Annotated in this window: 20 protein-coding genes and 1 pseudogene; 6 read left to right on the top strand and 15 right to left on the bottom strand. The window is 56.2% G+C overall.

Annotated elements, in window-relative coordinates; all coding sequences use genetic code 11:
* Position 1 precedes the first annotated feature (1 nt).
* The gene (locus IEY11_RS03165) at positions 2–403 is read left to right on the top strand and encodes a (deoxy)nucleoside triphosphate pyrophosphohydrolase (protein ID WP_188885760.1); all 402 of its coding nucleotides are present in this window, start codon (positions 2–4) and stop codon (positions 401–403) included.
* 284 nt (positions 404–687) lie between these two features.
* Positions 688–1,347, top strand: coding sequence for a 4'-phosphopantetheinyl transferase family protein (locus tag IEY11_RS03155; protein WP_188885758.1), 660 nt, complete (start codon positions 688–690; stop codon positions 1,345–1,347).
* Between the two features lie 44 nt (positions 1,348–1,391).
* On the opposite strand, the gene IEY11_RS03150 is transcribed toward IEY11_RS03155, so the two are convergent.
* Genes IEY11_RS03150 through IEY11_RS03140 form a run of 3 tightly spaced genes read right to left on the bottom strand, consistent with a single transcriptional unit; the run spans position 1,392 to position 2,944 of the window.
* The gene (locus IEY11_RS03150; RefSeq protein ID WP_110437245.1) at positions 1,392–1,646 is read right to left on the bottom strand and encodes a TIGR03905 family TSCPD domain-containing protein; all 255 of its coding nucleotides are present in this window, start codon (positions 1,644–1,646) and stop codon (positions 1,392–1,394) included.
* Between the two features lie 25 nt (positions 1,647–1,671).
* Positions 1,672–2,376 carry an HAD family hydrolase gene (locus IEY11_RS03145; protein WP_188885757.1) on the bottom strand — a complete coding sequence of 235 codons (705 nt, stop codon included), beginning with the start codon at positions 2,374–2,376 and terminating at the stop codon, positions 1,672–1,674.
* Positions 2,377–2,383: 7 nt separating this feature from the next.
* Positions 2,384–2,944 (bottom strand): TIGR01440 family protein, encoded by a 561-nt coding sequence (locus IEY11_RS03140; protein ID WP_117491574.1) that lies wholly within the window; start codon positions 2,942–2,944, stop codon positions 2,384–2,386.
* A 192-nt stretch (positions 2,945–3,136) separates the two neighbouring features.
* Between IEY11_RS03140 and IEY11_RS03135 the strand changes: the two genes are divergently transcribed.
* The 3 genes and pseudogenes from IEY11_RS03135 to IEY11_RS03125 all read left to right on the top strand — a co-directional run.
* Positions 3,137–3,316, top strand: coding sequence for a spore coat associated protein CotJA (locus tag IEY11_RS03135; protein WP_118360178.1), 180 nt, complete (start codon positions 3,137–3,139; stop codon positions 3,314–3,316).
* Positions 3,313–3,570, top strand: a complete 258-nt coding sequence (locus tag IEY11_RS03130) for a spore coat protein CotJB (RefSeq protein ID WP_188885756.1) — start codon at positions 3,313–3,315, stop codon at positions 3,568–3,570. Before IEY11_RS03135 ends, IEY11_RS03130 begins: the two co-directional genes overlap by 4 nt.
* Positions 3,570–3,773: pseudogene (locus tag IEY11_RS03125) on the top strand (manganese catalase family protein); the annotation flags it as partial. The gene IEY11_RS03130 and the pseudogene IEY11_RS03125, both read left to right, overlap by 1 nt.
* A gap of 55 nt (positions 3,774–3,828) precedes the next feature.
* On the opposite strand, the gene IEY11_RS03120 reads toward IEY11_RS03125, so the two are convergent.
* Genes IEY11_RS03120 through xerA form a run of 9 tightly spaced genes read right to left on the bottom strand, consistent with a single transcriptional unit; the run spans position 3,829 to position 15,223 of the window.
* Positions 3,829–10,806, bottom strand: a complete 6,978-nt coding sequence (locus IEY11_RS03120) for a M23 family metallopeptidase (protein ID WP_188885754.1) — start codon at positions 10,804–10,806, stop codon at positions 3,829–3,831.
* 51 nt (positions 10,807–10,857) lie between these two features.
* Positions 10,858–12,213, bottom strand: coding sequence for a hypothetical protein (locus IEY11_RS03115; protein WP_119194458.1), 1,356 nt, complete (start codon positions 12,211–12,213; stop codon positions 10,858–10,860).
* Positions 12,214–12,951, bottom strand: a complete 738-nt coding sequence (locus IEY11_RS03110; RefSeq protein WP_194461856.1) for a peptidoglycan recognition protein family protein — start codon at positions 12,949–12,951, stop codon at positions 12,214–12,216. It lies immediately after the preceding gene.
* A gap of 2 nt (positions 12,952–12,953) precedes the next feature.
* Positions 12,954–13,220 carry a phage holin gene (locus IEY11_RS03105; protein WP_188885752.1) on the bottom strand — a complete coding sequence of 89 codons (267 nt, stop codon included), beginning with the start codon at positions 13,218–13,220 and terminating at the stop codon, positions 12,954–12,956.
* Positions 13,210–13,458: a hypothetical protein gene (locus IEY11_RS03100; RefSeq protein WP_118647445.1), complete on the bottom strand. Its 249-nt coding sequence runs from the start codon at positions 13,456–13,458 to the stop codon at positions 13,210–13,212. Before IEY11_RS03100 ends, IEY11_RS03105 begins: the two co-directional genes overlap by 11 nt.
* 2 nt (positions 13,459–13,460) lie before the next feature.
* Positions 13,461–13,667, bottom strand: coding sequence for a hypothetical protein (locus IEY11_RS03095; RefSeq protein WP_188885751.1), 207 nt, complete (start codon positions 13,665–13,667; stop codon positions 13,461–13,463).
* Positions 13,668–13,721: 54 nt separating this feature from the next.
* The gene (locus IEY11_RS03090; RefSeq protein ID WP_188885750.1) at positions 13,722–13,862 is read right to left on the bottom strand and encodes an XkdX family protein; all 141 of its coding nucleotides are present in this window, start codon (positions 13,860–13,862) and stop codon (positions 13,722–13,724) included.
* Position 13,863: 1 nt separating this feature from the next.
* Positions 13,864–14,223: a hypothetical protein gene (locus IEY11_RS03085; RefSeq protein WP_188885749.1), complete on the bottom strand. Its 360-nt coding sequence runs from the start codon at positions 14,221–14,223 to the stop codon at positions 13,864–13,866.
* 19 nt (positions 14,224–14,242) lie between these two features.
* On the bottom strand, positions 14,243–15,223 hold the full coding sequence (gene xerA, locus IEY11_RS03080; RefSeq protein ID WP_188885748.1) for a site-specific tyrosine recombinase/integron integrase: 981 nt from the start codon (positions 15,221–15,223) through the stop codon (positions 14,243–14,245).
* Between the two features lie 86 nt (positions 15,224–15,309).
* Here xerA and IEY11_RS03075 point away from each other — a divergent pair, with 86 nt between their 5' ends.
* On the top strand, positions 15,310–15,900 hold the full coding sequence (locus tag IEY11_RS03075; RefSeq protein WP_188885747.1) for a hypothetical protein: 591 nt from the start codon (positions 15,310–15,312) through the stop codon (positions 15,898–15,900).
* Between the two features lie 193 nt (positions 15,901–16,093).
* Here IEY11_RS03075 and IEY11_RS03070 read toward each other — a convergent pair whose 3' ends face one another.
* Genes IEY11_RS03070 through IEY11_RS03060 form a run of 3 tightly spaced genes read right to left on the bottom strand, consistent with a single transcriptional unit; the run spans position 16,094 to position 20,292 of the window.
* Positions 16,094–17,359 (bottom strand): hypothetical protein, encoded by a 1,266-nt coding sequence (locus IEY11_RS03070; protein WP_188885746.1) that lies wholly within the window; start codon positions 17,357–17,359, stop codon positions 16,094–16,096.
* On the bottom strand, positions 17,359–18,363 hold the full coding sequence (locus IEY11_RS03065) for a hypothetical protein (protein ID WP_188885745.1): 1,005 nt from the start codon (positions 18,361–18,363) through the stop codon (positions 17,359–17,361). Before IEY11_RS03065 ends, IEY11_RS03070 begins: the two co-directional genes overlap by 1 nt.
* A 9-nt stretch (positions 18,364–18,372) precedes the next feature.
* The gene (locus tag IEY11_RS03060; protein ID WP_188885744.1) at positions 18,373–20,292 is read right to left on the bottom strand and encodes a hypothetical protein; all 1,920 of its coding nucleotides are present in this window, start codon (positions 20,290–20,292) and stop codon (positions 18,373–18,375) included.

The raw sequence follows: 20,292 nt of genomic DNA, 5'->3' as shown, positions 1-20,292 counted from the left end.
TATGAAAACAATTCGAGTGGTCGCCGCAGTCATTCGTGATGGCGAAAAAATCTTTGCCACCATGCGCGGCTACGGTGACTTTAGGGGACTATGGGAGTTTCCCGGCGGAAAAATCGAGTCCGGCGAAACACCGCAGGAAGCCTTAAAAAGAGAAATCCGGGAGGAACTTGCCTCTGAAATTGCTGTTGGTGAATTGATTGATACCGTTGAATTTGATTATCCGACCTTTCACCTTTCAATGGATTGCTTCTGGTGTCAGCTGATTCGCGGTAATCTTGAACTGTTAGAGGCCGCCGAAGCGCGATGGCTGACAAAGGAAACGCTGAAAAGCGTGGAATGGCTGCCGGCTGATTTAGCGCTGGTTGATAAAATTGAGAAAGCGCTCACTTTGCTGCCATCATGAACTGTAATGCAAGGCGGTGTACCATCCTCTACAAAGCCTTTCAGGTATTCAAAAACGAGGGAATCCATCACGGCAGTCTTGGCATTGCTCTGCTGGTCGGACTGGATGACGAAAAGGCGGACGCGATACAAAGTAACGCCGAAACTTGTTGACAGCGAAACCAATTGGAGGTATATTGGTTTACACAGAAACCAGACGCAAGCCGGTATTATGAATACCGAACTGATGCATTTATTCGTTAATCAGACAGCAAATTACATGAATGTTGCAAGAGGAGCATTACTTTGACCCATCTTTTTGCCCTGTCCGCAGCGGCCGCCGATATTATGAATATTTCGCTTCGTTCCCGCCTGTCCGCCGCGCGGCTGACGTATATCGACAGCCTGCACGGCACCTCCCGTCAGCAGAGCTTCACCGCTTCCCTGCTGCTGGATGAGGCAATCCGCCTTTGCTGTCCGTCCGTGCCGCGCCCGCTCGACATTGCCGCGAACGAGAACGGCAAGCCATATCTGACCGCCGCGCCGGATGTTCATTTCAGCCTGTCGCATTCCGCCGCATGGGCAGTCTGTGCGGTGAGCGACCACCCGGTCGGCGTAGACATTCAGCAGTGCCGCTCCTTCAAGCCCAATATTGCCGACCGCTTCTTCCACCCCGATGAAGCGCAGTATCTGTCCTCGCTCTCGCCTGCCGAGCGCGAAAACGCGTTCTACACGCTGTGGGCGCTCAAGGAAAGCTACGTCAAGGCCGACGGCCGCGGTCTGCGGCTGCTGCGGCAGTTCTGCGTAGATATTGCCTGTCAGCCGCCGGCAATCACCGTCGGCGCACCCGGCTCCCTGTTTGTGCCGGATTTCCCCGATCCCGCCTACAAACTTGGCGTATGCGTACAGGAAGAACACTCCGAAGCACCTGCTCTCACTGTTTTACAGCATCTATCCACCCCATAAAACGCAAAAAAGAACCGATACCATAAGGTATCGGTTCTTTCTGTTTATTCAGACTCTTTCGCCTTGCGGACCGCTGTTGCCAGCTGATCCGAGCAGCTTGTGCCGCGTCCGTTGCATGAAATACCCTTGAAGTAGCCTTCAATCTGCTCCACGGTCATGCCCTCGACCACGCGGCTGATCGCCTGCAGGTTGCCGTTGCAGCCGCCCTTGAAGGATACGTTGTGCACGGTATCGCCGTCCAGATCGAACGAAATATTCATCGGACATACGCCGTGCGGCTTGTAATCAAAATGCTGCATGTCTTTTCTTGTCCTCCCTAACTTATCAGAGCAGGGTGCGGATATGCGCCGCTGCCTGCTCGAATGTGCGTACCTCGGTATAGGACAACTCACCGACCGGTTTCGGCTTGTCCGTCCAGTTGAGCCATACGCCGTCAATGCCGACGTCAAGCGCGCCCTGAATATCGTGCGTGAAATTGTCGCCGACCATGACGGTCTCCTCCGGCAGACAGCGGCATTTGTGCATCGCCAGCCAGAAGATCGCCGAACCCGGCTTATCCACACCGGCTTCCTCACTCGTAACAAGGCAGTCCACCTTGTCGGCAATGCCGAGGTACTCCAGCTTTTCCATCTGGATATCCGCCAGCATGTTGGTGCAGATGGCCACCTTAACGCCCGCCGCACGCAGCTCATCCAAAAACTCAGCCACGCCCGGACGCAAGGTCATCTTGGCGAACACCGCATCCCAGTACACGCGGAATGCCTCGCGCGAATAGCGAACGGCGTTCAGGCCCATGCGCTCGAGTGCGCCCTGTGCAAACAGCACACGGTCATGCGTGGGCGGCATGGCAGGCTGCTGCCGTGCCAGACGCTTGCGGTTGACGCGGAATGCGTCCGCGAACCCCTTGCCCTTGTCTCCAAACGTGCTGATGGCCCACTCCTCCAGCTTTTCGTAGGCGTAGGCGTCCCCGGCCTGAAAGCTGGTGTATAACGTGTCATCCAGATCGAAAAAAACTGCTTTTAATCCCATAAAATCCTCACAAAAGTTTTTCGTTATAGACTGCGCGGCTGCCGCCTACAAACTTCGGACGGCGGCGTGCGCACAGCAGAACGGCTTCGCCGATCTTCTTGGTCTCAATGCGCAGCGGTACGACCACCGGCTTGATATGCATGCCGATCAGCGTTCCGCCGATGTCCATGCCCGCAGAGGCGCTCTGCTTGAGCGACTCAACCGCCACCGGATCATCAAAGCGCTTGTACGCGGTCGTGCCGAACGAACCGCCTGCCTTGGGCTGCGGAACGACGTTGACCTCCTCCAGACCGAACTGCTCTGCCACAGCACGCTCCACGATCAGCGCACGGTTGAGGTGCTCGCAGCACTGTGCCGCCAGTTCCACGCCGTGCTCATGCAGTACGCTGTGAATGCCCTCGAATACCGCTTCGGCTACCTCTACACTGGAATGCGTGCCGATCTTCTCGCCCAGAATCTCACTTGACGAGCAGCCGACCACAAACAGGTCACCGATCTTCAGCTTGGCTGCCTCGCAAACCTGCTCTGCCGCCTTTGCACTTTGTTCTCTGATTTCAGAAAGCTCCATTTTTCATGCCTCCTTTTTATCTATATAGTATAACACAATTTTGAGAACTTGTTAAGACCCCAGAGCATAGCATGACAATGGAGAATGCAATCATTATAGCTTTGTTATATTGCAGGGTGGGGTGCCCGGCAATATTTCGTTTCATTCATTTTCTATTCTCCATTCTTAATTTTCAATTTACAGGGTGATCTTATGAACAAAAATCCACAGACCAAGGAGAGTATTCCTGCCGGTCTGCTTTCGCTTGCGATGGCCTTTGTGCCGACGCAGGAATTTGATACGCCGTATGATCCGGTGCTGGCGTTCTCGCGCGGCACGATCTTTCCGGCACTTGACAAGCCGTTTCTCGGAGAGGAGGCAGTGCCGCAATGACCGAAAAGGAGAAGCTGCTCGGGCGCGTGCGCATGTACGATTTCGCGCTCGTTGAGGTGATCGAGTACCTCGACGGCCATCCGGACAACGCTGCCGCGCTCAAATACTACAACGAAATGCGCACGGCGTTTGACAAGGCCGCCGCCGAGTACGAAGACGCATTCGGTCCGCTGACCGCCCGCGAGGTGGATACCCGCAGCGGACACTGGACGTGGATCGACGATCCGTGGCCGTGGGAAGGAGCTGAGGACTGATGTGGTCATACGATAAACGATTGCAGTTTCCGGTAAAGATCAAGAATCCGAATCCGCAGACCGCCAAAATTGTTATCTCTCAGCTTGGCGGCCCGGACGGCGAGCTGGGTGCGTCCATGCGCTACCTCAACCAGCGGTACGCCATGCCGTATAAGGAATGCAAGGGCATTTTGACGGACATCGGCACGGAAGAACCCGCCCATCAAAGTTATCCATAACAAAAGCGCCGTCAACCGACGGCGCTTTCGCATTTTCTTATCAGAATCCCAATCCTTTCAAACCGCTAAGCCCCTTGAGCTGTTTAAGTCCGCCGGAACTGCTGCCTCCCGACTTCCTCGAGCCGCCGGAACTGCTCTTTTTGCCAGCCGCCGAGGACAGCTGCGTATAAACCGGCGAACCCTCGTAAACATACCCCGTCTTTGCGTTCTTGTAATCGCCAATCAGCGAGGCAGGGTCAACCGGCGTGCCGTCCTTGGTAATCGTCAGATCGAGGTGCGGACCGGTCGAGTTGCCGGTGCTGCCGACATTGCCGATCGTCTGCCCCTGCTTTACTTCCGTGCCGACCGCAACGCTGCTCTGGTTCTGCATGTGGTGGTACATGCTTTTGTACCCGTTATCATGCGTAACCTCAATCGTCCATCCGTAACCGGAGACCCAGCCGTTTGCGGTTACCTTGCCACCCTGCACCGACTTAATCGCCGTACCGGCAGGCGCGGCAATGTCAATGGACTTGTGCCAACGCGAGGACGAGGCACCGTTGCTTGTAGCGAACGTGTCACGCGGACCAAACTTGCTTGAGATAGTGCCGCCCTCAACCGGGTTTGCGAACTCGCCGCCCGAGTAGTGGTACTCGGAAACCGTTGCCGAGCCGAACGGGTTCTTCTTCCATTTCCGGTTCGAGCTTTGCCAGAGGTACGCCTTCTGCGCCTGCGTCAGTCCGTCAATGGATTCCACGGCCGCCTTGGCCTTTGCCTGGCTTACGCCCTTGCCGTCCGTGTCTGCGGCCTTGAGCGCCATCTGGTAAAGGGCGTAAACGCCCGGCGAAATACCGGCTTCCTTGGCAACTGCCGCCTTGGCCTCCCAGCCGGACAGCTTGTCGTTGTCCGCCACATGATTCTCGTAGCTGTTGAGCATGGAGCGCAACTCCTTCTTTCCGGCGTCCTTGAGGTAGCTGTAGAACTTGCGGTCCTTGATCGCGTCCTCGTATATGGATATATGGAACGCATTGCCGGAAGCGCTGTCGCTGTACGCGCCGAACAGCGCGTCCTTCTGCGTGTCGGACAGATTGCCATAGCCATTGAGAATGGCCTGCATCGCGTCGCTCTTGCTCATGCCGGAACCCTTGAACTCCTTGTTGTACGTTGCCATGTCGCCCGCAAACTGTACAAAGTCAGTTGCATTTACTGTACCCTTTACCGCATCCCAACGCTCCTTGTCGCTCTCGCCCATGGCGGAAACGAGCACATAGTCCGCAAACGCGTTCTTTTCCGCATTCGTGTGTTCGCCGTCCTTGGCATACTCGTCGAGGATGTTCTGCAGCACAGCGTTTTTCGCGTAAAGCTGGTTGTTCTCTCCGTCCTCGTAGTCCTTTGCGTCAACATAGTTGTCCGCCAGTGTCTGCTCGATCACGCTGTCCCACTTGACAAAATCATCGACAGAAATGCCGTGCTTGATTGCCTCGGCCGCGTCGTCCTGTCTGGACTCGCGCACATACTGGCTAATATCAAACGCATCCTGAGAGGTGTAGTCTGCGGAATCACCGGCTGTGATCAGTTCGCGGTCGAGCGTTTTCTTCTGCATCGGCGTAAGGTCGTTGTTTTCCAGCAGCATTTTGCGGATGGACGCCGCCGCAATCTCCTTGTAATTCTCTCTGCCGTATTTCTTCTTGGCGTCTGCAGTGGTTGCCTTCATCGCCTTAATGGCGGCAAATACTGCCTCGGAATTGTCGATAGTATTGCCATTCTCGTCCTTGTTCCAGCTCATGCGCTGCCGCAGCTCCTCGAATACCTTCGTCTCGTCTGCGTTCAGGCTGTTGTAATCATCGTCAGCCCACTCCTGCGCAGTTTTGAGCGAAGACTTGCCGAACAGCATCGCCTGTGCCCAGTCGCGCGGACTCTGGCCGTAGGTCGGAAACTGCAGGATCTTCTCACCGTTCTTGTCCAAACTATAGCTGCCGCCCGCGTAAACCGTGGCCGCGCCCTCGAGCGCCTTCTTCACCGCACCGCCGCCGAACGGCAGCAGCAGATACGCCGCCGAATTGGCCGCGCTCTTTGCCGCGTCAAGCGCAATGCGCTTACCGTCGTAGCCGTTCTCGTATTCCTTGGTCAGCTTATCAAACTCCGGAACCGCCGAGAATAATGGCACACGGCCGCCGCCGATTAAGCCGCCCACAAACGGAATCTGCTCTGCCACGTTCTCGCCGAGGTCAAGCGCGATATCCACACCGGACTTTTTCTTCTTGTCCTTGTCGTCATCGTCACCCAGACCGAACGCCTCCGCGATCAGTTCCAGCGGGTCAAGGTCGAACGCATCACCAACTATGCTGATGGGGTCAAACGCCGAATCACGGCCGGTCAGCTGATGGTAAACCGCGTTGAACAGGTACGCGCCGGTAAATACCTTCGTATACGCCCAAGCCAGTTTTGGTACGCTCTGCTTTGCCCGCGGCAAGTCCTTGAACAGATAGGAAAGCTGGTTGTTCACCTCAAGCTGGAACATGGTAAACACCTTGCGGACAGGGTTCACGCTGTTGAACGCGGTCGGCTGCGCGCCCTTGGAGCGGTCCGCCATCAGGTTGGCGGCAAACGTGTCCGCATTGTCGAACGCCTCCTGCACATTCATGCCGTTCTGAATATTCTGCAGATACTTTGCTCTTGTCACCACGTTGCTGGTGAAATGGTCGATTGCCTCCATCGGCATGCCGGCAATATCGGAGATTTTGCGCGTCAGTGTCCGGTCAAGGAACTGCGTGCCCTCGCGGTTGGTCAGGAAAACCGAGCCGTCCGTAAAGCCGTCATCCTTCACAGCGCTTTTCACCGTGTCGCGCATGGCTTTGATGAGGTTTGCCGTGCTCACCTCGCCTGTGGCCTGCGTGATGGGGATAAAGTTCGTGATCCACGAGCCGGGATTCATTGCGATCATGTTCGCCGCCACACGTCCCTCAACGTTCTTTGCCACCGTGTAAATCTGTCGGCCGATCATTTCCTCCCAGCCGCGATCCGCGCGTGCCTTCTTGCCCGCAAGGTTGTTGATATACTCGTGTAAGTTGGAAACATAGCCGCCCATGCCCAGCTTCTTCTGGTTGTACAGCTTCTGGATATTGTCCTGATTGGGGTTGTACGCCTCATCAATCTTCTGGTGCCGTTCCAGCGCGTTCAGACTGCGGTCGTTGCGGATCTGGTTTACCTTCTCCTTCGTGCCCTCGTCCGAAAGCCGGTACCGCAGCGCGTCCTCAAGCGAGCGCAGCTGCTGTACGCTGTCCGTCAGAAAGATAATGTCACCGGCAGTCTCAATGTACCGGTCAAAGCCCGCCACCGCGTCATAATCGGTGAGTTCACCTTCACGCTGCAGCAGGTTGCCGAACCACTTCTTTCCGGGTGAAAAATCATCTGTAATGCCCGCAAGGTCAGTGCCGATATTTACCGAACTGTCCTTGCCCCAGCCAAAGCTGTAGCGAATACGCGAAAGCAGCGTGTCCGGCTTGTCCTTCACGAAATGCGGCGCATAGTTCTTGCGGGCGCGTACCGGCTCCATGCCGTTAGAGAGCAGCGTTTCGTTGAGCGCTTCATACAACTCCTTGTAAATCGCCTGAAACGTTGCCACGCCGTCCGCCACATTCTTCTGCAGTTTGCTCGTCACCTTGATCTTGTTGTTCTTGATGTACTCGGCAGCAACGTCATTCCGTCCCTCAAGCGCCATCTGCACCAGTGCAGATTCGTGCTTGCTCAGGTGCAGGTCTGCCACCTGCTGGCGCATGGTGTTCACATAGTTCGTGCGGTCTGCAACCGCCTTGTGGACGGGCGCAAAATACTCGTCATTCAACTGTTCGGCCTTGTCGCGGTTGTTCTTTCCGAAAATGTCGTAGCTGTTGCGCTCCATCGTCTCACGGCTGTACGCACCGGGAATCTTCTTATCCTTGGCAAACTCGGCAATGGTGTCCGCCATTTCCTCGGCATTCAGCGCCATGGTCTCACCGCGCGTCCGCTGATAGTCCTTGATTGGCTGCATCCTGCGGTTCAATTCTTGCTGCAGCTGATACCGGTGCATGACGGCTGCCGGATCGTCGCACTGGCTGAACGTGTTTGTTGCGCCGTTCACCATAGCGGCCTGCAGCAGCTGCTCATCCTTTGCGGAAAGCGGGTGGTTCTTCTGGAACTTCTCGATCTGCTCGTGTACCGGTCGCGCCTGCTCCCATGTCTCGCGCAGCTCGGCGGACTGTACCGCGCGCACCTGCTTGTAATCATCGTCATGCAGGAACGAGCGCTTTTCCGTCAGCTTGTTCTGCAGTTCCCGCATCGCCTGTTCCCTGCTCTTGCCGTACATCTCATAGTTGCCAAGAGACTTCGGCTGCTCCTTCTGGTTCTGCCCAAACTGATATTCCGAATCGTCCAGTGACGGATTCAGCGCTTCCTCAGCGGCGGCCGCACGCTGCTGTTCCGTAGCCACCTCATAGGTGCCCGGTTCAGCAATCCGCTGTGCGTTCTCGGCTTCCACACGGTGGATACCTTCCGCGCCGGTCTCGTTGTTACGGAAAAACGCATTGTAACTGCCGTCCGGATTCTGGCTCAGCACCTCTCCCACATTACCGCGGTCTGCCGTGCGAATCATGTCGTTCTGCACCTGTTCGGCCTGCTGCACCGTTGCCCTGTCATACACCCCGCCAGTCTCCGCCTGCTGTTCCTCCGCGAAATGCTTTGCAAGCTGGCTCTGTAGCGCGTATTCTTCTTCCGGTGGCCGGTAGCTGCTTTCCGCACGCTGTTCGGTCTCCGTACCGAGGCGAGGCTTAATCTGGCCGTCCTGCCATGCGTCCACCTGTCCAGTGCGCTGGTTGAGGTATTCCGCCGCCTGTGCGCGCTGCTCAAGGCTCATGCGGTTATTGAGATCAGCGTCATAATTCGCGGTAAGCTCCGCATTCTGTGCAACCTGCTGCGTCATAAGGCCGGAAATCTTGTCGGCCATCTTGTTCTGCGCGGTCTGCACCGCACGTTCTCTGATCGGTCCTTCCGGCAGCTTACGCGCCGCCTGCAGCTCGCTGTCGAGCTGTACAAGCTGCTGCACCTGATTGTAATCGTATGCATCAGCAGCATTCATACGCTCCGTATCTGTTGCCGCTCTCGAACCGACCGCACCCGCCGTACCAAACACTAAGCCGCCGAACGCGCCGCCTGCGGCGCTCTGGGTCAGCTCCGCAAGAGAGAACTTTGCGTCCGGATCGTTTGCCGCCAGATCCGCAACATAGTTCATGAAATAGCTTGCGCTTTCCTCTGTCGCCTCCTCACCCATCTGGATGAGGATATTTTTTACGGCATTCACGCCGCCGGAGTGCAAAATCTTGCTCATCTGACCGAGCGGCAGTCTTTCGGTTGCCGCCTCAATCGCACCCGAGGTCAACCCTCGCGTCAGCGACTCCCGCGCACCCTTGCCCTGCTCATTCAGTTCAAACGAGCGCTGGCCTGCAGCCTGGCCGCCCATCATGATCGAGCCGACCGCCGGACCCACGACCGGAATCGCACTTGCCGCCATCAACGGCGCATTGCCCGCAAGGGAAATGCCCTGTTCGGTCAGCCAGCGCGGCGCAGGCGCTAAACCGGCCTCGGCGTTTGCCTGTGCCTCGTTTGCCTCGCGCAGCATGCGCTGTGACCATTTGTTGGGGTCTACGCCCTTGTTTACGGTCAGCTCGTTCTTGCGTTTTTTAACCTCCTGCAGTTGATCGTAAATCGCCTGATAATCTGCCGGAACCGAGCCGTCTGCCGCCGTGCTGTTCATACCCTGCAGGGTGAGTTCAAGCGTCTGCTCCTGCTCCTCAAGCTGGCGGTATTCCTCGTTCTGGCGGCTCTCCTCCACGTTCGTGCTTACCTGACGCGAGGTGTCCACGAGGGACGGCAGCGAAGCGATCCACCGCTTGCCGACAGCCTCCAGGCTGTTGCCGAGACGGTCCGCCGCGTGCCGCAGGTCAATGTTTTCCTGCACATAGGCAAGCGTCTGCTCGTCCGCACCGGCGGCTTTCAGCTGGTTCATGATATCGTCCGCGTTGTCGCGCGGCTGATAGTCCAGGCCGTACCGCTTCAAAATACGGAACATTTCATTGGAAAGTTCCTGACGTGCGCGGTCACGGCTCTGCGTGTCCTCGCTGCTCCATGTCTCATCCGAGCGGTTAAACAGGTCATACATCGTCTTGTGTGCGTTGTAGCCGGTCTGACCGCTGAAATAGTCCTCATCCAGTCCCTGTGCGGCCTGCATGGCGGTCGGGTAGACAGTTGCCTTGTCTGTCTTGCCCATCACACCCGAGGAATGCAGCAGCTTAGTCGCCTGACTCAGCCGTTCGGTCGGCGTGCTGCCGTAGGCCATGCGCACGCCGGCAGTCATTTCGTGGCCGAACTTATCAAAAGAGGCGCCGGTCTGCGGGTTGTACTCATAACCCAGCTTGCGCCGCAAGGCGTCGTTCTGCGCGTGCAGCTGTGCCCTCTTGTCCGGGTCGCTGGTTTTGTGCCAGTCCATAGAGTTTTGAAGGAACTGCGCGAGTATCGGGTTGCCGTCTCCGCTGCTCTTATTTCCGGCAGATACGTTCTGCCGCGGATTGCGCCGCTGCTCTGCCGCCTTCTTTGCCGAAAACAGCTGATTCTGCTGACTTGCCGCATACGGCTGACTTCTTGTCACGCTGCCGCCGGTCAGATAGGTGCTTGCAGGCTGCCGTACATTGTTCTGCTGCGTGTTCCGGCTGCCTGTGCCGGAAAGGCCCTGCCGCGTGTTCCCTCGCTGCTGAAAAACAGTGTTCCGCTGCTGAGAAGCCGCATACGGCTGACTTCTTGTTGTGCCGCCGCCGGTCAGATAAGTACTTGCAGGCCGCAGTGCATTCTGGTGCGCCTGTACACGCTGCTGTTCTCTGTTGCGCGCCGCCGTCGCACGGCGGCTGTTGTCCTGATGTGCCGGCTTCTGCGGAACAACCTGCGGCACCTTCAGCAGCGCGGACGTTTTGTTCTTGTTTTTCTTCTTCTCGTAATCGCTGTAAAAACTCATATGAACCTCCTAAAGAGAGAAGGCGGCGAAAATCGCCGCCTTCTGGCGTAGTTAAAGCTGGTTAAGCTGCCACTGAGAATACTTGTTGGAAAGGTTCTGACCGGTAGTCTGAGCCTGCATGTACGCAATCTGCGCATTGATATACTCAATCTGCTTAAGCGCCGTCTGACGGTCAACCTTGCCGTTCTCAATGTCCTCCTGCAGCTGACGCTTCTGCATTTCAAGCTGCTGTGCCGCGAGCGTCGCCTGACCATTGTACGTGCCGGTCTGCTCAGCCTGAGAAAGACCAAACTGCTGTCCCCACTGGTTTGCCGCAATAATGTTCTGCGTATTCTCGTAGCGCTTGGCGGCAATCTCCTTATAGAGATTGGCAAGCGCGTTTGCCGCCTCAATATCGCCGGTAAGCTGTGCCTGTGTAATGGCCTGCTCGATCTTGGCAAGCGTTTCGGTCTGCGTGGTAGCGTTGCTATTCAGCGCGTTCTGATAAGCGTTGCCGGCGCTTATCTGGCTGGACTCGGTAAGGCCGCTTGTCAGCAAACCGTTTGCCGCAAGGTTTTCCGCGTTCGAGCCGCCGGGCTTAATGCTCTGCATATACGCCTTTTCCGCAGCGGCGTTGTTGGCCTCGGTCTGCTTCATTACGTCGTATTTCTGACCGTTCAGGCTGGCAACCGCGCTGTCCACCTTGGCTTTAAGCGCCGCCTGCTGCTGTGCGGCCGCGTCCTCCATATACTTCTTGTAGGCGTCAAAGCCGCTATTAAGCTGATTGCTCATCTGCTTGCCCAGTACATTGCCGCTCACATAGCCCTTGCCGATGTAGTCCGAGCCGTCCGAGCCGCCGGAATAGCCGTACTGCGCACGCAGCGCCTCGGCGTCCGCATGGGCGGATTTCATAGCCGCAGTGTCACCGCGCGCCTGTGCTTCCGCATAGCGCTTTTTGATCGCCGCCATCTGGGCGGAATCCTCCACGCTCGTGTCCTTAATGGTCTGGTCGTTATGTGAGCCGAGTGGCGTATAAGTACCGCTGCCAGACGAACCGCCGCCCGAGCTGCTCCCGCCCGAGCCGCCGGTTCCGGAAGCGCCGCCGTAAGTGAACGTCTGGCCGCCCTTGCTGATCGTGGTCGTGCCGTCGCTGTTCTTCTTCCACGTCGAGCCATCACTGCCCGTCATGGTCGAACCGGCAGCCGCAGAACTTACAAAATCCTTGCCCTTGTCCGAGCCGATAGCGTAGCTGCCGCCCTTGCCGGTTGCCGCCATCGAAGCGCCGGACGAGCCGGAGGACGAGGATCCGCTCGAACCGGAAGAACCCGAGGAACTGCCCGAGGACGAGCCGCCGGTGCTGCTCTTGCTTGCCTTTGCCGCTGCAGCTGCCGCCTTAACAGCGCCCGCCAGCATAGAACCCAGTCCCATTTACTTCACGCCCTTTCCGAGCAGACCTAAACGCTGTAAAATCACCGAAAGCTGTTCGCGCGTCAGCGGACTCTGCGGCTTGGTGCCGTCCATAATACCGGCGTCTGTCGCCGCCTGCCAAGCCTCGGCAGCATACGGATGCGGCTTCTGGTTGGCCTTTTCCGCCTGATAGCGTTCTTCATGTGCCGCAAATTCTTTGTCTGTCATCTTGGTTTCCTCCTTTGGAGTTTCTTTGGCCGTCAGTCGTGCCTTGAACGACTTCCACTGGCTCTCATCACGCACCCACGGTTCCGGGCAGTCTTTACCGGTTACGTCGTAGTGGCGTACAACGTGGTCTACGTCAATGTTGTACTTTGCCATAAGCATTTTTACAAGCTCGACCGTACGATCCACAGTCTGTGCAGTGAAAATAAACTTACCGTTCACCTTGTCGCTACACATTTCCACGCCCAGAGAATTTCTGTTCATACAGATACCATGCAGCGGATGGTGCGGGCTTTCCAACGATCCGCCGCAGTGCCACGCACCGTCCGAATCGCGGACGCTCTGCACAACACTGTTCTCGTCCACAAAATAGTGCGCCGACGCCTGTACGCTGTTATTATGGAAATACTGTGCATTATTCATTGCAGTGTCACCGTTGTTCGCCGTGTAATGCATCACAATGTATTTAATGCTGTTTCCGCCTCGGCCTGAGTAAAAGTTGCTCGAATTCGCCTGTAAGAACGGAATATTCATACTTACTTCTCCTTGTTCGGCCTGTCGTAGCCGAGTGCCGTCTTGCTGTCTCCCACGCCTGCCGTAGTCGGGTCAATAAATACCGACAGGATAGCAAGCGCCATCGTGCACAGCTGCACCGGATTACTCAGTACCGCCTTGATGCCGTCCAGCACCGCCGCCCAAGAGGTAAACGTCATCGGATCCACGCCGATGGCGGTAATGGCAACGGAAACAACGCCGACCCAGAACCACGGGTTTTTCATTCGTACCGGAATATTAACTTTCATGTTCTAAATCCTCCAAATCGTCAATGCGGTGGTTGGCCACTTTCACTTTCTCATCCATCACGGCAAACTCCTGTTCGAGCTTGTACGTGCGCGTGATGAGATTGTTGTGCTTCTCCACCTTTTTCTCCAGCTGCTCAATGCGGTAGTTGGTCAGGTTGCTCGACAGCGCAATACCGCCGAGCGTTCCCACGAGTGTTCCGACCAGACTGAGCGCCGCCGTGATCACTTCCGCCGGCATGATCAAATACCCAGCAGACGCTTGTCCTCTACGCTCAGCAGCTCCGGAACACCGGTCTGCACCGAGCGCCAGTGCTTGTACTGGGCGCGGGCCAGTGCGTTGTGCTTGAGGCCGTGCGCGTTATCGAACATATCCAACTGCACGCCGATATCGCCGGGGTACTTCTTGATGGTTGCATAGTTCTTGATGTAGATGTTGTTGGGATACATAATGTTGTCCTTTCCGGGCTTCTGCCCTATCAAGTGTAAAAATTCCGGTGATTCTTACTTGTTGTAGTCATCGCCGGTGATTTTCTTGTACTGGTCGGCGGTGATTTTCTTCTTCGTCACCGCATTGCCGACCATTTTCTCGGTCCACAGACCGGCGTCGTAGTATTTCTTGATACGGTCAAACCAGTTCGTCATATCACTCGCCCTCCATATCGGTATCGGTCATCATGCTGATGTAGTCCACCTGTGCAGCCAGTGCGGTGCTGCTGGTCGTCAGCTCGTCCACCTTTGCCACCAGCTGCGAGATCGCCTGCGCGGTCGTGTCGTCGGCGGCCGTGGTACAGACTACGGTGTAGGTCTGCTTGTCCTTGTCGTAGGTGATGGCACGCAGCGCATAGCCGCCGTGCGCCTCAACCAGATCGCCGTCATCGGTGCGGACCTCGACCAGAGCGGTGTTCAGATTGGACACCGTTTCAAAGTCGGTTTCGGACAGCACGAGTGTCAGACTGTCGCCCTGGCACTGGTAGTCCAGAGCCTTGATTTCGTTGATTTTCATTTGTCCTTCCTTTCTGTGGTCAGTTCGCCACATACTTATTGTATTGATGCCTTACGCCCTCCTCATTCAGCTCGGCGTAGATCTGCGTCGTTGCAATGTCCTCGTGACCGAGCAGGCGCTGGATAACGGTTACGTCCATGCCTCCGTTTAACGCATGGGTCGCAAACGTGTGCCGGAGCAGATGCGGGTGCACCCTGTCCTCCAGTCCGGCACGCTCACTCAGGCTGCGGACAATACGCTGGATTGCCCGAGGTTTGAGCGGCTCGTAGGGCGATTTGCTGGACACAAACAGGCCGTCGCCGCCCTTGCGCTGAACAATGTACTCCTGCACCATCAGCCGCGCACGAACCGAGAAGTACACCACACGGTCCTTGTCGCCCTTGCCGGTGACCTGCACCGACCGGTCTGCGAGATTGAGATCCGCCGCACGCAGCTGCGCGACTTCGCTCAAACGGCAGCCGGTAGATACAAGGAACTCGATCAGCGCTTTCTCCCGGTACGTCTTGCAGGCATCGCGCAGACGTTCCAGTTCCTCAACCGTGAGAGCCTGACGAGCACCCTTCTTGTCCAGCTTGAGCGACTTGATCTTGCTCATCGGGTTCTTTTTAATGCGTTCCTCGGTGTGAAGCCATCCAAAGAACGCACGCAGTGTGTTGATGTGCGTTTGCAGCGACGTATCTTTCAGATGGCGCGTTTCATCGAGGTACGAAATGTAGCCGCGAATGTCGTCAGTCGTTACCTTGGCAGCACTCTTGTTCATCCTGGCGGCGAACATTTCGAGGTTGCAGCGGTAGTTCCCCAGGATCTTGTCGGACAGGCCGTCAATTCGCTTGGCGCCAAGATAATACTTGATCCTGCGGTGCAGATCGCTGCGCGTTTCGTCCGATTCTTTGGTGATAATGTAGTCCTTTAAGATTGCAGTGAGCGCTTCGGCAGTCACAGGCGTACCTCCGGAAAAAGTTTCGGAAAGCCGCTTTGCGAGTTCTGTTTTTGCGTTCATAACGTGATTCCCCTTTCGGATTTGGTGTATCTTTCATTATACACGAAACCCGAAAATCAGGGCATTTTTGTACGCATTAGACCGCTATGGCGGCTATTGCAGCGTCCTATGTTGCCGTGGCTGCTGTCTACGGGAGCGCGACGGCAGTTGAAGCCGTCAAGGCCAACGAAACCGCCAGCGCTACCCTTGCGGGAGCGACCAGTGCGGTCATGGGTAAGGCCGTGGCAGTTCTTGCCGGTCTTAACCCGGACAGCTATGCTGACATGGCGGCAGTAGCGGCATCTCAGACCGCTATGGCGGCTGTGATTAACAGTGAAGCAGCCCGAACGGCTCTTGTAAGTTCCAGTGACGCAAGAAAAGCACTCAAAGCATCCTCTCTGGCCGTTGAAATGTCCCTTGTTTCCTCTGACGGACAGTATTGGAATAGCGCCGGAACAAAAACAATGCGCGGTTTGATTCTCTACACAAAGGCCGGTAACACAGATAATGCTTTCACGATCACAAAGGTTGACAGCACCACACTTGCCTCTAATAATAACGCAAGAAACGCCGCAACCAGCGGAAGTACAGGATATAAGGATTGGTTGGAAGCCTTCCCGAATAGCTCGTGGGTCCTGTCCAGTATTACCTTTTACGCCTATTACCGGACCACAAAAATCAAGTATATTCCATGCTAAAACCAGTGCTTCGGTAATACGCATTAACATTCTAATGCGCACGAACATGCCGCTACAGCTCATTTTGAACCGGTATTTTATGCACATTTTAAGCATTCAGTCGTACCACTTGCTGAAAACAGTGGGTAAAAACACCTGCAAACGGTCAAGTGGTACGCCTTAGAATGTTAATGCGTAGCTGAGAGCGGCGATTTTAACAGGGGATATAGGTCACGCTGGAGGTAGAAGACCACCAGTAAATTGCCAAGGAAGATGTGAAAAATTTCCCCACATTTGTAGTGCCTGCGGGCTGGCTGGTTTGCGCCCCATCCAACTTGTACCAAGTAGATCCAGCCTCTCCACCGCTGTTTGCGTTGTAGCAACTGATTAGATATCCCATGCCATTGCGGATGGTACGGTTCTCCCAACCGTTTCCGTTGCCCTTTGTCACGGTTGTTTTCAAAGGGCTGGAGGCAAGGGCGTTCTTTGCCGTTGCAGAGTTCGTGATAGCTGTGCGGGCCGTGTTGGACGATGCAACGGCCGCCATAGCGGTCGAGGACGAAACAACTGCGTTAAGCGCAGTGCTGTTCCCGATGATAGCCGCCATAGCGGTCGAGGACGACGCAATCGCCGCCATAGCGGTCTGGGACGATGCAATAGCCGCCATAGCGGTCTGGGACGATGCAATAGCCGCCATAGCGGTCTGGGACGATGCAATAGCCGCCATAGCGGTCTGGGACGCTGCAACGGCCGCCATAGCGGTCGAGGACGAAACAACTGCGTTAAGCGCAGTGCTGTTCCCGATGATAGCCGCCATAGCAACCGAAGAGGTCACCACGGCATTAAGGGCAGTCGAGTTGCCAATTATAGCAGACATAGCAACCCGAGAGGCCGCTACAGCTGCCATTGCAGTTTCGTTTGCGGCTACGGCGGTCATTGCAGTTTTGCTCGCCGCTACCGCGTTGAGCGCGATAGTACCGGAGATTACCGCCTCCATTGCAGTCTCACTTGCAGCCACTGCCGTCATTGCGATATCGCTGGCGGCAACCGCGTTCATATCCCTGTACAAATTGCAGCTCTGTCCTGCCAGAGTTGCGATCCATTTCCCGGCGCTTACCGTGCCGGCACCAGCGGCACGAGACATAACCGGATCGTGCAGGATTTCCAGACAGCGAGCGCTGTCCGAGTACATCGCGTCCTGACTTTCCGCGCCTGCCTCGTAAATGCTTCCGAGAAACGTCTGTACCGCATCGTCGATATACGGCGAAGCCGCAAGCAGCGCATAAAGCTCCTGTGCGTTCTTGTCCGGCGTTTCCGGCTCGTAGCCGAGCACCACCGCAGTGCCGCCTGCATTGCTTACAAACGCCTGTGCCTGTGCCCTGCTGGCAAGGATGGTGCGCAGGCGATGTACGCCTTTTCGGTAGTTATCCTTAAACTCATGCGAGTAATAGCTGAAATCCTGCTGAATCTTCTTGATCATTACTCGTCACCTCCAAACTCAATCGCAATATAGTCCATTTCTACTTTCTCTGCCGTTGTTTCCGTGCCGAATGTCGGCAGCGTCACGCCGGAAACATAGGTGATCTGGCTGTGACCGGGTGACGTTCCGGTATCCGACCCGATATAGCCGGTCGCGGTCGCAACTGTGCCGCCCTGCAAACTCGGCTGACGCAGGCAATAGAGGAATCCTTCCGCAGTCACGTTCTTAATTTCGCAAAAGCCGTTAAATTCCTTCGGTGTCACGGTCACAACCGGTACGCCATCAAACGCATGCCGGAACCGGAAGGTATTCCATCCCGCACCGGCGTTGATAAAGCAGCCGGTTTCCATTGTGTAATCGTCCAGTTCATTGGTACTGCGTGCCGGCTCTGCGGCCTCGATCATGTCAAGCACATCCTGTGCCAGTCGGTCCGCCGTCACGGCCTGCAGTGCCAGCTTGATGGTTGTAACGCCATAGTCCGGAATGATACCCGCCGTTACATCGTCGATCTGCCTGCGGATTTCCTCAAGCGCCAACTGTACGGTATTTGCGGTCACGCCCTTGAACGGCGTAATGCCGACCCTACCCGCGCCCTCTTCGGATTTAACAGTATTGATATACTGCACAAGGTTAGCCTGCAGCTGCTCGAGCGCCGCCTGCACGGTGTTTGCGGTCACGCCGTCAAACGGCGTAATGCCGACATCTCCCGCGCCGTTCGCCTTTACCTCTCTGCGGTAGTCCTCAAGGTTCTTCTGAATGCTCTGCAGCTGCTCCTGCACCGTGCCGCCGGTCACGTTGGTAAACGCATCGGCGCCGATCTGTCCGGCGCTGTTTGCGGCCTGCAGGCTCTCGATCAGCTTGTTGAGCCTCTCGATAATAAGCAGCGGCAGCAGATCGAAAACCTTCTTGTTTTCCTCGGCCGAGCCGGTCAGCGCGTCCGGCTGGCTCTGCACGCCGGTCTCTGCCGCCTTTTCGGCTGAAATTTTGCTTTCATCAAACGTCATGTCCTCACCTCACTGTCTCTTTGCGTACTTTGCAATAAAGTACCGGATGACCACTTCGTGTACGCCGAAGCCCTCGTCCACCGTGTCGGACTGCAGAATGACCTGAATCGCCTTCCAGCCCTTTCGTTTGAAAAGAAACGGGATAATGGAGTTGACCACCGTTCCGAACGGAAACCGTTCAAAGCCGATATAATGAAAATTCAGCCGATCCGCTGTCACGCGCTTCATGAGCGTTCCGTGGTCGGTTTCGAGTCTTACCCAAATCTCAACCGCACTGCGCGTGTACGCCTTGAGGTGTACGCCGCTGCCGCGCTTGGGCATGGTTTTCAGTATCATCGGCGTGTTCATCGTATCGAGCTTGGTAGCCCACTCGGTGTGGATGGCCGCGCCGTCATCCGAGAACGCGTTCATCATAATGTCATTGTTCTCGTCTACCAGATCGTCATTAAACCGGCAAACTCTGCCGTCCTCGGTGCCGAAATACAGCGCCTGTTCGTGTGAACAGAGCACCTTTGCGGGCACGTTCGTCCAGTAGTACCATTCATACCCGTTGTCTGCCTTGTCCTGATTGCCGTCTGCCACATACGCGCAGCCGTCTATCACAAGCACATACCAGCCGCGCCAGCAGGCGGCTACAGCGTCCGCAAGTCTGCGCTCCTTGCACAGCTTGGGGTTGACACGCCTCGACCGGCAGAATAACTGCCGCACCTGCATGTTGTTGTAGTAGGTGGTTGTCGGTGCATATACGCCGCGCGGACTGAGATACAGCGGATCGTCGTTGAGGTTTGCCGAGGAATACTTGGCAATCGCGCCGTATCCGGGCACGCCCTCTTTCAGCGGAAAGGTTGCCACATCGTTCAGCATTGCGCCCGAATGGTGCCAGATCGTGCCCTCCTGCCGGTTATCCTTCTTGATGAGCAGCAGCTCGCCCTGCGCCTTGAGATAGCACATGATGGGGAAATCGCTCGAACCCACGACAGAATAGTTAATGTCGGGGAAATAGGTCGGGTCGGACAGGCCGGAAAACCATTCCATAGCCGCGTGCTCCTTGTTGCCGGAAATAAAAACGCGGTTGCTGCTGCCGTCCATGCCGTAAATCGCAAAGATGGTGCAGCCGAGCACCTTCTTCCGGTCCTCGGTGGTCTTGGCAAACTTCACCTCAAAATTAGAGATACCGGCATTCTCCGGCGCGCTCGGTGCGGTTTCAAACGTCACCGTGCCTTTTTCCGCGTCATAGCTTTTAACGGTTATTGCACTGCCGTTCAGGTAGGCGGCTGTCGGCGTGCAGTCCTTGTCAATGCCGGTCACGTCAAGCTGATAGGTCGTGCTCGTGCCGTCTCCGATAAAGCGGTTCTTGCGCCACTTGCACAGCATATTAACGTTCTCGTAGGTCTCGCCGCCGCCTGTCGCCTTGCGCTGATAGCTGGTCAGCGGACAGTAGGCGTTGTCGTCTACCGCGTGTACGGCAGTTTTGCCGTCATACACAACGTAGTGCTCGCCGGTCAGGATGAACAGCTTGCCGTGCATGTAAAAGCCCTGGCTGCGGCCGCCGCTGTTCAGCTTGTCCAGCAGCTCCTTGCGGCTGTCCTTTACTTCCTTGTAGTCAGTATCCAGCTTTACCGCATACAGCTTGCTGCCTGCATGAACGATGAGCGTGAGGTTTTCCTCGTCACTGTCGTTCTCGTACGGAAAGATTCCGGCAACAGGAACCGCTTTGCCATCCGCATCCGAAAACTGCAGCAGCGTGCGCCATCCATAGCGCCGCTCGGGAAAGCCGCCCTCGTCTGCGATAACGTTTACCGCACGCGGCGAGCGTGAGTCATCAATCTGGGTCTCGTCGGTTGAGTAATCCAAACCCTTGAAGCGCTTATAGTGCTTGGTGCCTTCATCGGATTCGGTAAAATCCGGCACCGTAACCTTACGCGGCAT

The organism is Butyricicoccus faecihominis (assembly GCF_014648015.1).
Taxonomy (GTDB): domain Bacteria; phylum Bacillota; class Clostridia; order Oscillospirales; family Butyricicoccaceae; genus Agathobaculum; species Agathobaculum butyriciproducens.
This window is presented reverse-complemented; position numbering and strand designations above follow the sequence as displayed.